Source organism: Herbaspirillum hiltneri N3 (assembly GCF_001267925.1).
GTDB classification, from domain to species: Bacteria; Pseudomonadota; Gammaproteobacteria; order Burkholderiales; family Burkholderiaceae_D; genus Herbaspirillum; species Herbaspirillum hiltneri.
In genome coordinates, this window is sequence record NZ_CP011409.1 from 3293113 (window position 1) to 3305794 (window position 12682).

Here is a 12682-nt window from a genome sequence, read left to right on the forward strand (position 1 = left end):
CCTGTTAAAACTCAGGCCGGCATCAGCCATCTTCCGCCGGCAGAATCCACCGCCTCGAAACGGCAACCGTAGGCCGCTTCCAGCAGATCCGGACGCAGGATATCCGCGGCCCGGCCCTGCCAGACTTTTCCCTCTGCGATCAGCAGCACGTGCGACGCAAAGCGCGCCGCCAGATTGATGTCGTGCATGGTGGCGACGACCGCGTGGTCATCGTCCGCCAATTCTTTCAGCGTGCGCATCACCAATAGCTGCGCGGCGACATCCTGATGCGAGGCGGGCTCGTCCAGCAGATAGAGTTGCGGCGCCTGCAGCATCAGCGTGGCCATCGCCACACGCTGGCGCTCGCCGCCCGACAAACGCATCACGTCGGCATCCGCGTAAGACGCCATGTCCAGACGTTCCAGCACATGCAGCGCGGCGCGCCGGTCGGCCGCATCCGGCCAGCCCCAGCCCGGACGATACGGATGCAAACCCGCCATCACGCTGTCCAGCACGCTGCAGGAGAATGCATCGAACTGCTGCTGTGCCTGCAGTCCACGCCACAAGGCCAGCTGCTGCGGCGTTGTCCGCCTGACCTCGCCCACGGGAGAACCGATGCGCCCGGACGCCGGCGGCAGCAGACCGGCGATGGCATGCAGCAAGGTGCTTTTTCCGATGCCGTTTTTACCGAGTACGCACCAGAATTCCCCTGCGTGCACTTTCCAGTCGAAGTTCTTCAGCAAGGTGGCGTCGCCGACGCGCAGCGTCAGCCCTTCCACTTGCAGCAGCAGGCCCGCCGTCATGCGCGACTCCGCGCCAGCAGCCACAAAAACAGCGGCACGCCGATCAGCGCCGTGATGACGCCGACCGGCAATTGCGTCGGCGCGACGATGGTGCGCGCTGCCAGATCGGCCAGCGTCAAACCTGCGCCTCCGGCCAGCGCCGCAGCCGGCAGCAACACGCGCTGGTCATTGCCCGCGAGCAGGCGCAAACCGTGCGGCACCACCAGGCCGACGAAGCCGATGGTGCCGGCCAGCGTCACCGCCGCAGCGGTCGCCAGCGACGCCGCGCACAAGGTCGCCACGCGCAGACGCACCACCGGCACGCCGAGCAGCTGCGCAAAACTTTCACCTCGTGCGAGCAGGTTAAGGCGCGGTGCATTCCATATCGACCACAGCAAGACTGCGCCCGCGATGGCGGCGGCCAGCGGCAGGAAACGGCTGTCTTCGAGATCGCCCATGAGCCAGAACACCATGCCGCGCAATTGCGTATCTCCCGCCAGCGTCAGCACCAGCGTAATCACGGCGCCGAAACCGGCCGCGAGCATGATGCCGGTCAGCAGCAAACGATGTCCGGCCGCCATCGGCGACAGCGGCAGACGCCGCAGCGATTTTCCGACCAGACCGAACAGCAGCAGCACCGCCAGGCCCGCGCCCAATACGGCGCCGACGGCGGCGACATTCTGGCGTTGCAAACCGATCGACGCGGCCAGCAACATCGCCAGCAAGGCGCCCGCAGCGGATCCGCCGGAGACGCCCAGCACATAAGGTTCGGCAAGTGGATTGCGCAGCAGCACCTGCATCAGCGCGCCCGCCATCGCCAGCAAGGCGCCGACGGTGAACGCCGTCAGCGCGCGCGGCACGCGCAACTGCAGGAGCATCGCGATGTCGGCGGAGTTGGCGGAGGCGCCGCTCAGGCGCAGACAGCCGGTGCTGCCGCACAGCCCCGCCAGCACGAGCGCCAGCGCGGCCAATGCGGCGAGGCAGGAAAGCAGCAGGATCGCTCTGCGCATGAAGTCCTTGTGATGAATTTAAAAGTCGTAACGAGCGGTGAATTTTACTGCACGGCCGCTTTCGGGATAGATGCCCGAGGCGCAGCCGAAAGCTTGCGAGAAGTAACGCCGGTCGCCCAGGTTGCTGCCGGTCAGCGCCAGCTCCCATGCGCTCACCCGCACGGCATAGCGCGCGTCGACCGTGGTGTACGACGGCATGCGTGCATTGCAGGTGTTGCTGAAGTCGCCGCCGTAGCGCTGCGCGTCGGCCCACAGCACGCCGAGGTTGACGGTCTGATTTCCGGACTGCCAGTTCAGGCGAGCGGAGGCCGTATTCTTCGGCACCAGCACCATTTCCTTGCCGGCGTTCGGACCGCCCGTGAAGGTCGCGGCGATATGCTGGAAATTCCCCTTGAGGCTGAAGTCGGCGTTCAGGCGCGCGGCGGCCTCCAGTTCGACGCCCTGCCGTTTGGTCGGATCGAGATTGACGTTGGCGCCGAACGCGCCGACGGTGGGATCGTAGAACAACTCATCCTTGATGCGATGGCGGAACCACCTCAGCGTGGCGTTGTTGTCGGCGCCGCCCCAGGTCGCGCCGAACTCGAGGTCATGCGAGGTCTGCGGCTTGAGGATCTGCCCGGCCGCCAGCACGATGCTACGGTTTTCGTCAGCAGTCGGCAGCCGATAGCTTTGGCCGGTTTTGCCGAACAGGCGCAGCGACGGGATCACGGCATGGCTCGCCTGCACATCCCAGGCGTTGACGCCCTGCGCCTTGTCGTAGGCGTTGGCGGTGCTGCGCTTGTCGATCGTTTCATGACGCACGCCCACCGCGATACGGGTATTACGAGCGATCTGCAGTTCATCGCGCACGTATGCCGCGCGCGCAGTCTGTGCGGCATCGCCGCTGCCGTCGACGTTGCCGATCTGCCATTCGGAAAAATCGACGCCGGCCACCAGCTCGTTCTTCAACGCGCCGACTTCAGCGATGTGGCGCAGGCGCGGAGAAAATTGCGTAGTGCGGCTATGTACTTCGCTGACCGCGCCGCCGCCATAGCTGGCGCGGGAAATCTTTTCGCGATGCGACAACTCCGCCGCCGCTTCCAGCGCGCCGAACCGTCGCTCGAAGAAGGCGGTGATGCGGTCGCTGTCATAGGCGCCGTAGTCCTTCGGGCTGCTGGTCTGGCGCGGATTGGCCAGGAATTGCGCCATGCTCAGCGAACCGGCCAGGCCATAGTCGGCGCGCGCCAGATCCACGCGCAGGCCGAAGCGGCCTTCGTTGGAAAACCATTGCGCCGTACCGCTGAAATTCTCCTGATTGGAAGCATTGTTGTCGCGATAATTGTCCGCATGCTGCTTGCTGTACGCAGCGTTCAATGCGAAACCGTCCCAGCCCTTGGCGACGCTGGCGCGACCGCTGCGCAAACCATAGCTGCCGGCTTCGCCGACCACGCTGCCGTGGATCGCATCCGCAGCCGGGCGCTTGGTGATGATCTGAATCGTGCCGCCGGTGGCGCCGTCGCCGTACAGGACGCTGCTGCCGCCACGCACGATCTCGATGCGCTCGACCGAATCGATCGGCACCGACGACAGCAAGGCGGTCGACAATTCGTTTTCCGACAGGCGCACGCCGTCGATCAGGATCACCATGTTCTGGTCGCCGTTGCTGCCGAAGCCGCGCATGTCGAGCGCGAAGTCCCCCGGCCCCGCCAGGCTCTGGCGGCCATACACCCCACCCAGTTTGCGAATCGCTTCGTTGACGTTGTCGATGCCGGCATTGCGGATATCCTCGGCGCCGATCACGGTCGCGCCCACGGGCGGAAACGCCGGGTCGTTCGGAAAGCGCGAGGCCGTGACGAGCAGCGCAGCGAGGTTCTGGTCATCGGCGGCCTGCGCCACGGAGCAGGCAAGCGAATTCGCGAGCGAGAATGCCGCGCAGGCGATTGCGGCGCGGCGGGTTGGAACTGTGAATGTCATGATGTCGTAGTAGCAATGATCTCCGGCCTGCCTCCCCGCAAGCCGGATTGAAATGGAAGGCCGGGCCTTCCCCTGTCATGGCCGGTATCCGGGCTGCAAGCCTGGCCCGCCGCGCCTTCCCGTGCCGTACCGCAAACAAGATATGCGGCGATCACAGTGGCGAAGTCGGCAGGTTGCCGTTCCCGATAAGGAACGGCGCTTGCTTACCGTTGCGGGGGCAGCGCACGTTGGCGGCGATCCGGTTTCCCAGGCCACCGCGCCGTGCTTCCCGTTTAACTACCGGCATGAACATGCCGGCGAGCACCAAAACGGCGCAATTGTATGCGCCAATGCCACAGGCGGCAATCATCCGTGACAAACGAAGCGGGCTTGCATTATGATTGCCCGAAGATCAACAGCGTCGCCATAACGCCATTTAAATGGGGAATTTTCATCGCTTTTTAGCCGATGGAGCCGCTTGACAGGGGCTTATAATCAATTCAACAAATAGCGGAAGTCCGTCCCCGCCGGGACCGCTTCCCGGGGATCAGGCAAAAACAGGGGCAAACTCTCTACAGATTTTTTATTTGTTGCCGATATGCAATGAATATCCGGCGGCCGCTGCCGCGCATTTACAGCAACAGGAGCTTCCTATCACCGAGCCATCTCGTCGAACCATGTAATTCAGTTGTGACAGATTACCTGCCTTGCGGCGGAAGCAAATAACGCATCAAATTTGTATGGAGATACCAAGATCATGAGTGACGACGTTGATTTAGAGGCACTATTCGATGAGATTTCGGCGCAAACTCTGCCGGCTTCGGTCGCGGCAGCCGCGCCGGCGGCCGCCGCCGAGGACCCAGCAGCTCCGCCCGAAGACCAGTCCGACAAGCCCATGTACGAACGTTTGGGCGGCATCGTTCGCCTGTTGCACGATTCCATGCGCGAACTCGGCTACGACCGTTCGCTGTCGGACGTCGCTTCGCAGATCGGCGATGCCCAGGGTCGCCTGGAGCACGTTGCCACGCTGACCGAACAAGCCGCCAACAAGGTGCTCAATTCGATCGACGCCGGCATGCCAGCCCAGGACGCCCTCGCCAGCAAGGCCAAAGACATCGATGACCGCTGGGCGCGCCTGTTCGCCGGCCAGATGACCATCGACGAATTCAAGAATCTGGCCAACGATTCCAAGAAATTCTCTTCCGCCGTCATCGAAGCCACCGAGGTCGAAAAGGCCCGCATGCTCGAAATCATGATGGCGCAGGACTTCCAGGACATCACCGGCCAGCTGATCAAGAAGATCGTCGGCATCACCGCCATCGCGGAACGTGAACTCGCGCAGCTGCTGCGCGACAACGCGCCGCCGGAAGTCAAGGCGGCGATCCAGGCCGACAAGCCGGTTGAGTTGTTGAACGGACCTTCTGCCCCGGGCTCGGCCATGGCGCAGAATGATGTGGATGACTTACTCGCTAATCTGGGGTTCTAATGGATGATGAAATGCTCAAGGATTTTGTCGTCGAGGCCTTGGACCTCGCGACTAGCGTTGAAGAGCATCTGCTGACTCTTGAACGACATCCTGACGACCTGGAAATTCTGAACGCGGTTTTCCGCGCCTTCCACACCATTAAGGGTGGTGCGGGTTTCGTCAATTTGCCGGCCATGGTATCGGCCTGCCACCTGACTGAAAACCTGTTCGACGCGCTGCGCACCGGCAAGGCGCCGGTCACGCCGCTGGCGATCGAAGCGGCGCTGCAAGCCAGCGGCTTCGTCGCCGACCAGCTCAACGAGCTGTCCAACGGCGCCGACCCGGCCAGCCTGGCGTCAATGCCGCAGGACCTTGAAGACATTCTGACGCAAGCCATTGAAGGCAATGCGGGGGCGCCGGCTGCCGCTGCAGCTCCTGCTCCCAGTGCCGCCGCCCCTGCCGCTGCGCCGGCTGCCGTCTCGACGCCTTCGGCCAACGGCGGCGCCAGCGTGCTCGGTCCGGACGGCTCGCTCGACTGGAACGCCTTGTACCAGGCCGTTTCGGGCGGCACCGGCGAAGTTGCGCCAGCTGCTGCCGCAGCCATCGAAGATGCACCCGCGGAAGCGGAAAGCAGCTCCGGCCATCCGAAATCGCTGCCTTCGGCGACACCGAAGCCGGCGGCCGCTCCCGTACCAGCACGCCGCGCCACCGACAACCAACCCGGCAACGCCAAGGAAGAAAGCATCCGTATCGATGCCGGCAAGCTCGACGCGCTGCTCGAAGTGGCCGGCGAATCGGTGCAGGCAGCCAATCAGGCCGCCGTGTTGCTGGAAAAACTGCAACAGTTCAAGTTCGAAGGCACTGCCGCTGCGCTGATGTCGACCTTGGCCGAAACGCTGGGACGCGCTTCGCGCTACTCCAGCGAGCTGCAACGCGCGACACTGTCGACGCGCATGCAGCCGGTCGGACGCCTGTTCCAGAAATTCCCGCGCCTGGTGCGCGAACTTGCCAAGGATCTGGGCAAGGACGTTGACCTGGCGATTTCCGGCGCCGAAACCGAAGTCGACCGCGTGGTGGTGGACAGCCTGTACGACCCGCTCGTGCACATGCTGCGCAACTCGCTCGACCACGGTATCGAAACCGATCGCGGCGCTGCCGGCAAGCCCAACAAGGCGACCATTTCGCTCAAGGCATGGCAGGAAGCCAGCAGCGTCATGATTGAAATTTTCGACGACGGCAAGGGCATGGATCCCGATTTCCTGCGCAAGAAGGCGATCGGCAAAGGCCTCATCGGCGAACACGAAGCGCAAAGTCACGACGAAGCGCTGCAACTGGTGTTCCTCCCGGGCTTCTCGACCAAGGAAGTGGCATCAAGCGTATCCGGCCGCGGCGTCGGCATGGACGTGGTGAAGACGGCGGTGGAAAAGCATCGCGGTACCATCCGTATCGACTCGACGCTGGGCGTCGGCACGCGCTTCTCGATCCGTCTGCCGATCGAACTGTCGATCATCCCGACCATGCTGGTACGTACCGCCGGCGCTGCGCTGGCCTTGCCGATGGCAGTAGTGGAACGCGTGGTGGAACTGCCGGACGAGTTCGATGAAGTCGGCGGAGCGCCGGTGTTGCGCGACCAGGGCCGTCCGTTGCCGGTGCATTCGCTGGCCGGCGTGCTCGGCTATGAACCGGGCAATGAACGTGTCGGTATCGTGATGGCCGTACCGCATCCGTACATCCTCGGCGTCGAAGCCGTGGAAGGCACTGCCGACCTGGTGATCAAACCGTTGACCGCCATCCAGACCAACGGCATTACTGGTACTGCACGCTCTGCGGAGGGTGAACTGGTGCTGGTGGTCGGCCTGTCCTTCCTGCTGGAAGGCTGCCGCGCCGCTGCGAAGGCTGTCGCGCAAGTCTAAGCAATCCGCTGCAAGACCTGCAAAAAAGCTGAGCCCGTTCGCGGTCTCAGCTTTTTTTATGGCCTCAGCAAATTCATCCCATCACTTCGTGACGGGATGCGCATAGCGCTCCGACAGCGCCTCATACAGGGGCGGCGCAAAGAAGCGCGAAACGCGACTCGCCAGCAAAGCCGTCGCCATCAATGAAATCACCAGCGCGTGGCCGTTGATCATTTCCATGACGATCACGAAGGCGGTGATCGGCGATTGCGTTACTGCGGCCAGGTAGCCGACCATCGCCAGGGCGATCAGCATCGACAGCGAGGTGTGCTCGAACACCATGTGCAGCAGATTGCCGAAGCCGGCGCCGATCGACAGCGACGGCGCGAAGATGCCGCCCGGAATCCCCGGCAGGTAAGAGCCCACCATCGAGGCCATCTTGGCCAGCGGATACCACGCCGACAATTGCGCCTGGCCGGTCAGCAAGCCCTTGGCTTCCGCATAGCCGCTGCCGAAGGTCATGCCGCCGGCGCACAAGCCGATGACCGCCACGATCAGACCGCACACCGCACCGAACACCACCGGGCGCTCGGCCCGCAAGACGCGCAGCGGCGCCGGAATCCACTTGTGGGTATTGAGCAGCAGCCAGCAAAAGACACCCCCGGCCACACCCATCAGGATGCCGCTGACGATGACCGCGACGATCAATTCACGCGCGCTGTCATTGCCGGCATTAATGGTGCCGAAGTATGTGTAGTTGCCGTTCAGGCCGAGCGCGACGATGCCGGCAAAGATGATGGTGGTGATGACGATGCCGCTGGCGCGCTGCTCGAAGCTGCGCGACAGTTCTTCAATCGCAAAGACGATGCCGGCCAGCGGCGTATTGAAGGCGGCCGACAAGCCGGCTGCTGCGCCGGCCAGGATCAGGCGCCGTTCCAGGATGGCGCTGGGACGCGGGTAGAAGCGCCGCATGTTGTACATCAGCGCGGCGCCTACATGCACCGTCGGTCCTTCGCGACCGATGGTGAAGCCGCCCAGGATGCCGAGGAAAGAAATGCCGATCTTGCCGGCCAGGATCTTCAGCGTCAGCAATGCGGAGGCGCGCTTGACACGCAACTCTCCGCGCTCGTCTTCTTCGGCCAGCGACGCGATCACCTGCGGAATCCCGCTGCCCTCGGCGCCCGGAAAGAAGCGGCGCGTCAGCCACACGCACAAGGCGCTCATGGCCGGCGTCAGGATCAGCGGCAACCAGGCGTGACCGCGCCGCATCGCGCTGAACATCTCGAACCCGAAATCGATCAGCCACGCGTACATCACCGCCACCAGGCCGACCAGCACGGCACCCAGCCAAAGAATCCCGTATTGCAGCCACAGCCGGCGCGCCCGGCGCAGAGTATGGCCATGCAGGCCGGCAAGCATCGACATCATCGCTTCAGTTCCAATCAGTTATACCGCTGCCCGCAGGCAACTTACAGTTCGTACATGTCCTTCTCGCCTTCCATGACCTGGCCGATCAACTTGCGGTTGAGCGTCGGCGCCAGCAATTCGATGAAGGTGTAGACATAGCTGCGCAGATAAGCGCCCTGCTTGAGCGCCACGCGCGAGACGTTGGTGCCGAACAGGTGACCGGCCGGCAGGGAGCGCAGCCCGCGATCGCGATCGGCGTCGAAAGCCATGCCGGCGATGATGCCCACGCCCATGCCCAGCTCGACATAGGTCTTGATGACGTCGGCGTCGATGGCTTCGAGCACGATGTCCGGTTTCAGGTCGCGCAGCGTGAAGGCGTGGTCAATCTTGCTGCGGCCGCTGAAGGCGGCGTCGTAAGTGATCAGCGGATAGCCGGCGATTTCTTCCAGCGACAGATTCCTGGACTTGAGCAAGGGATGGTCGGGCGGCACTACTACCACGTGTTCCCACTGATAACATGGCAAAGAGACAAGTCCCTCGCCTGAGGCCAGCGCCTCAGTGGCGATCGCGATGTCGGCCTGGTCGTTGCGCACCATTTCGGTAATCTGCTTGGGATTGCCTTGCAGCAATGACAACCTGACCTTGGGATATCTCTGCGTAAAGGCTTGCACCACCTTCGGCAGCGAATAGCGCGCCTGGGTATGCGTGGTGGCGATCGTGAAGCTGCCGCTGTCGTGGGCGGCGAATTCCTTGCCGATCCGCTTCAGGCCGTCGACTTCCTGCATGATCAGCTCGACCGAGCGCAACACCGCGCGGCCCGGCTCGGTCAGGCCGCGGATGCGCTTGCCGTGGCGGGTGAAGATGTCGACGCCGAGTTCTTCTTCGAGTTCGATAATCGCTTTCGATACGCCGGGTTGAGACGTAAACAGCGCCTTGGCGGCTTCGGTCAGATTGTAGTTTTGCCTGACCGCTTCCCTGACAAAGCGGAACTGATGCAGATTCATGGCCTGTCCTTCGATATGCTCAGCAAATGAATTTGTATATGCCGAATGTGCATATAAGCAAATAAATAGTATGTAGTTTGGTTTGAAGCCTAAGTTTATTACGATTCGACCTGTTATAGACGAGGTGTTATGACTGTTTCTTATGTAGTCAGCGGATTTGCTGTCGGTGTACTGGTCGGATTGACCGGCGTCGGCGGCGGCTCGCTGATGACTCCCTTACTGACGCTGCTGTTCGGCATCCACCCCAGCGTGGCGGTCGGCACCGACCTGGCCTTTGCTTCGGCGACGAAGACGGCCGGCACGTTCGCGCATCGCTTCAAGGGCACCGTGCGCTGGGACATCGTGCGCCGCCTGTCCTATGGCGCTTTGCCTGCAGCCGTCATCACCACCCTGCTGCTGAAACATTTCGGCGCGGTCAGCGACGGCATCAGCCTCGTCATCCGCTATTCCATCGCTATCTCCGTTTTCCTCACGGTGATCGCATTGCTGTTTAAGAGTAAACTTCAGACTTGGCTGAATGCCCATCCCGAACGCCAGTTGCAAGGCCTGGATCTGTCGCGGGCGACGATCCTGGCAGGCGCCGTGCTCGGCACGCTGGTGACGATCTCCTCGATCGGCGCCGGTGCGGTCGGCGCCACCCTGCTGGTGCTGTTGTACCCGCGGCTGTCGCCGGCGGAAGTTGCCGGCACCGACATCGCTTACGCGGTGCCGTTGACGGCGATTGCGGCGTTCGGTCACTGGTGGCTGGGTTCGATCGACTGGAGCCTGCTCGGCGCGCTGCTGCTGGGTTCGGTGCCCGGTATCACCATCGGCTCCTTCGCCGCGCGTGCGGTGCCGGAGAAATTTTTGCGTGGCCTGCTGGCGATTACGCTGACGAGCGTTGCCTTGAAGCTGATTTGGTAGGCTGTTTTTTTTATCACATGAAGTCTCCAAGAAAGACTTCTGCAAGACGTTAACAGGGATGACAAGATGTACCGTTATGACCAATACGATCACCTGATCGTCAAAGAGCGAGTTGCCCAGTACCGCGACCAGGTCCGCCGCCGCCTCTCCGATGAACTGGTCGAGGACGAATTCCGCATCCTGCGCCTGCAAAACGGCCTGTACCTGCAGCGCCATGCCTACATGCTGCGCATCGCGGTTCCCTACGGTCTGCTGGCATCGCGCCAGGTCCGCATGTTCGCCCACATCGCGCGCAAGTACGATCGCGGCTACGGTCACTTCACCACACGCCAGAACATCCAGTTCAACTGGATCAAGCTGGAAGAGTCCCCGGACATCCTTGCCGAGCTCGCTACGGTCGAAATGCACGCCATCCAGACTTCCGGCAACTGCATCCGCAACACCACCTCGGACGAACTGGCCGGCGTCGCCGCCGACGAGATCGTCGACCCGCGTCCTTACGCCGAACTGATCCGCGAGTGGAGCACCTTCCATCCCGAGTTCGCCTACCTGCCGCGCAAATTCAAGATCGCCATCAGCGGTTCCGAGCAGGACCGTGCCGCGACCGCCGTGCATGACATCGGTCTGCACGTGATCAAGAACGAGGCCGGCGAAGTCGGTTTCCGTGTACTGGTCGGCGGCGGCATGGGCCGCACGCCCATCCTCGGCAGCCAGATCCGCGACTTCCTGCCATGGAAGCACGCGATGTCCTACCTGGAAGCGATCCTGCGCGTATACAACCAGTACGGCCGCCGCGACAACATCTACAAGGCGCGCATCAAGATCCTGGTCAAGGCCATCGGCCCTGAAGAATTCGCGCGCCAGGTCGAAGCCGAATGGCAAGACATCAAGGACGGCCCGTCGACGCTGACCGAAGAAGAACTGCAACGCGTGGCGAACTATTTCACCGAGCCCGCGTATGAAACTCTGCCCGCCACCGATGCCGAATACGAGCGCCTGAAGGCAGAAGACAAGGGCTTCGCCAACTGGATCAAGCGTAACGTCAAGGAACACAAGGTACCCGGCTATGCGGCCGCGATCCTGTCGCTGAAGAAGACCGGCGTGCCGCCGGGCGACATCACCGCCGACCAGCTCGACTTCGTCGCCGACCTGGCCGACCGCTACAGCTTCTCGGAACTGCGCGTCACGCACGAGCAGAACCTGGTGCTGGCCGACGTCAAGAAAAGCGAACTGTACGCACTGTGGAAAGAAGCCAAGGCACACGGACTGGCAACGCCGAACATCGGCCTGCTGACCGACATCATCTGCTGCCCCGGCGGCGACTTCTGCTCGCTGGCCAACGCCAAGTCGATCCCGATTGCGCAGGCGATCGCAGAACGTTTCGACAACATTGACTTCCAGCACGACATCGGCGACATCGAACTGAACATCTCGGGTTGCATCAACGCCTGCGGCCACCACCATGTCGGCAACATCGGCATCCTGGGAGTCGACAAGGACGGCGCCGAGTGGTACCAGGTGTCGCTGGGCGGCGCGCAAGGCAACACTTCGAGCATCGGCAAGATCATCGGCCCGTCGTTCTCGGCGCACCAGATGCCGACCGTGATCGACCGCCTGCTGCAGGTCTATGTCAAACAACGCATCGAAGACGAGCGCTTCATCGACACGGTACGCCGCGTCGGCGTCACGCCGTTCAAGGACTTCGTCTATGCAACCCCGATCAAAGCTGGTCAAGTCACTGGAGAAGACGTCTGTGCCTAATTCCACTCACATCATCAAAGACAAAGTCGTCATCAGCGATGACTGGACCGTACTGCGCCTGAACGAAGGCGAGACGCCGGAAGGCGTGGCCATCCCGGAAGGCAAGATCATCGTGCCGCTGAAAGTGTGGCAGGCGCAACGCGCCACACTGCAAGGCCACCAGGAACTCGGCGTCTGGTTCGCCAGCGACGAGCGTCCGGAAGCGCTCAAAGACGACCTTGCTCCGTTCAAGGTCGTCGCCGTGGACTTCCCCAAGTTCGCCGACGGCCGCGGCTATTCGATCGCCTACAACCTGCGCGCCCGCCTCGGCTACACCGGCGAATTGCGCGCCATCGGCGACGTCCTGCGCGACCAGTTGTTCTACATGCAGCGCGTCGGTTTCAACGCCTTCGCCGTACGCGCCGACAAGGACATCCACGATGCGTTGAAGGGCCTGACCGACTTTTCGGAAAAGTACCAGACCTCGTGGGATGAAAAGAATCCGCTGTTCCGTCGCGCCAAACGCGAGACGGTCGCCACCCGCGATTAAGAATCACCGGGATCAAGG

Annotated in this window: 10 protein-coding genes and 1 riboswitch; of the genes, 5 read left to right on the forward strand and 5 right to left on the reverse strand. The window is 62.6% G+C overall.

Annotation, left to right across the window (positions count from 1 at the left end; all coding sequences use genetic code 11):
• Window positions 1–11: 11 nt before the first annotated feature.
• Genes F506_RS15030 through F506_RS15040 form a run of 3 tightly spaced genes read right to left on the reverse strand, consistent with a single transcriptional unit; the run spans window position 12 to window position 3724 of the window.
• Window positions 12–782: an ABC transporter ATP-binding protein gene (locus tag F506_RS15030; protein ID WP_053198707.1), complete on the reverse strand. Its 771-nt coding sequence runs from the start codon at window positions 780–782 to the stop codon at window positions 12–14.
• Window positions 779–1771 carry a FecCD family ABC transporter permease gene (locus F506_RS15035; protein ID WP_144424064.1) on the reverse strand — a complete coding sequence of 331 codons (993 nt, stop codon included), beginning with the start codon at window positions 1769–1771 and terminating at the stop codon, window positions 779–781. Before F506_RS15035 ends, F506_RS15030 begins: the two co-directional genes overlap by 4 nt.
• Before the next feature lie 18 nt (window positions 1772–1789).
• Window positions 1790–3724 carry a TonB-dependent receptor family protein gene (locus F506_RS15040; protein ID WP_053198709.1) on the reverse strand — a complete coding sequence of 645 codons (1935 nt, stop codon included), beginning with the start codon at window positions 3722–3724 and terminating at the stop codon, window positions 1790–1792.
• Window positions 3725–3786: 62 nt separating this feature from the next.
• Window positions 3787–4047, reverse strand: a riboswitch (cobalamin riboswitch).
• 413 nt (window positions 4048–4460) lie between these two features.
• Here F506_RS15040 and F506_RS15045 point away from each other — a divergent pair.
• The gene (locus F506_RS15045; RefSeq protein ID WP_053198711.1) at window positions 4461–5189 is read left to right on the forward strand and encodes a protein phosphatase CheZ; all 729 of its coding nucleotides are present in this window, start codon (window positions 4461–4463) and stop codon (window positions 5187–5189) included.
• Entirely contained in the window at window positions 5189–7081 is a 1893-nt protein-coding gene (locus F506_RS15050; protein ID WP_053198713.1) for a chemotaxis protein CheA, read from the forward strand. The genes F506_RS15045 and F506_RS15050 overlap by 1 nt, the downstream gene beginning before the upstream one ends.
• A gap of 81 nt (window positions 7082–7162) precedes the next feature.
• Here the strand turns inward: F506_RS15050 and F506_RS15055 are convergent, their stop codons facing one another.
• Together F506_RS15055 and F506_RS15060 are read right to left on the reverse strand one after the other, a co-directional pair.
• On the reverse strand, window positions 7163–8488 hold the full coding sequence (locus F506_RS15055) for a chloride channel protein (protein WP_053198715.1): 1326 nt from the start codon (window positions 8486–8488) through the stop codon (window positions 7163–7165).
• Window positions 8489–8529: 41 nt separating this feature from the next.
• Complete coding sequence (locus F506_RS15060) at window positions 8530–9471, reverse strand: CysB family HTH-type transcriptional regulator (RefSeq protein WP_053198717.1); 942 nt, start codon at window positions 9469–9471, stop codon at window positions 8530–8532.
• Between the two features lie 129 nt (window positions 9472–9600).
• On the opposite strand from F506_RS15060, the gene F506_RS15065 reads away from it, so the two are divergent.
• From F506_RS15065 to F506_RS15075, 3 genes are all read left to right on the forward strand, one after another.
• Entirely contained in the window at window positions 9601–10374 is a 774-nt protein-coding gene (locus F506_RS15065; protein WP_053198719.1) for a sulfite exporter TauE/SafE family protein, read from the forward strand.
• Window positions 10375–10440: 66 nt separating this feature from the next.
• Entirely contained in the window at window positions 10441–12135 is a 1695-nt protein-coding gene (locus tag F506_RS15070) for a nitrite/sulfite reductase (protein WP_053198720.1), read from the forward strand.
• Window positions 12128–12664: a DUF934 domain-containing protein gene (locus F506_RS15075; RefSeq protein WP_053198722.1), complete on the forward strand. Its 537-nt coding sequence runs from the start codon at window positions 12128–12130 to the stop codon at window positions 12662–12664. The genes F506_RS15070 and F506_RS15075 overlap by 8 nt, the downstream gene beginning before the upstream one ends.
• The last annotated feature ends 18 nt before the right edge of the window (window positions 12665–12682 follow it).

What these genes read in the sequence shown, in the direction of transcription:
- F506_RS15030 (WP_053198707.1), bottom strand. Translation starts at nt 782, where the DNA reads ATGACGGCGGGCCTGCTGCTGCAAGTGGAAGGGCTGACGCTGCGCGTC.
- F506_RS15035 (WP_144424064.1), bottom strand. Translation starts at nt 1,771, where the DNA reads ATGCGCAGAGCGATCCTGCTGCTTTCCTGCCTCGCCGCATTGGCCGCG.
- F506_RS15040 (WP_053198709.1), bottom strand. Translation starts at nt 3,724, where the DNA reads ATGACATTCACAGTTCCAACCCGCCGCGCCGCAATCGCCTGCGCGGCA.
- F506_RS15045 (WP_053198711.1), top strand. Translation starts at nt 4,461, where the DNA reads ATGAGTGACGACGTTGATTTAGAGGCACTATTCGATGAGATTTCGGCG.
- F506_RS15050 (WP_053198713.1), top strand. Translation starts at nt 5,189, where the DNA reads ATGGATGATGAAATGCTCAAGGATTTTGTCGTCGAGGCCTTGGACCTC.
- F506_RS15055 (WP_053198715.1), bottom strand. Translation starts at nt 8,488, where the DNA reads ATGATGTCGATGCTTGCCGGCCTGCATGGCCATACTCTGCGCCGGGCG.
- F506_RS15060 (WP_053198717.1), bottom strand. Translation starts at nt 9,471, where the DNA reads ATGAATCTGCATCAGTTCCGCTTTGTCAGGGAAGCGGTCAGGCAAAAC.
- F506_RS15065 (WP_053198719.1), top strand. Translation starts at nt 9,601, where the DNA reads ATGACTGTTTCTTATGTAGTCAGCGGATTTGCTGTCGGTGTACTGGTC.
- F506_RS15070 (WP_053198720.1), top strand. Translation starts at nt 10,441, where the DNA reads ATGTACCGTTATGACCAATACGATCACCTGATCGTCAAAGAGCGAGTT.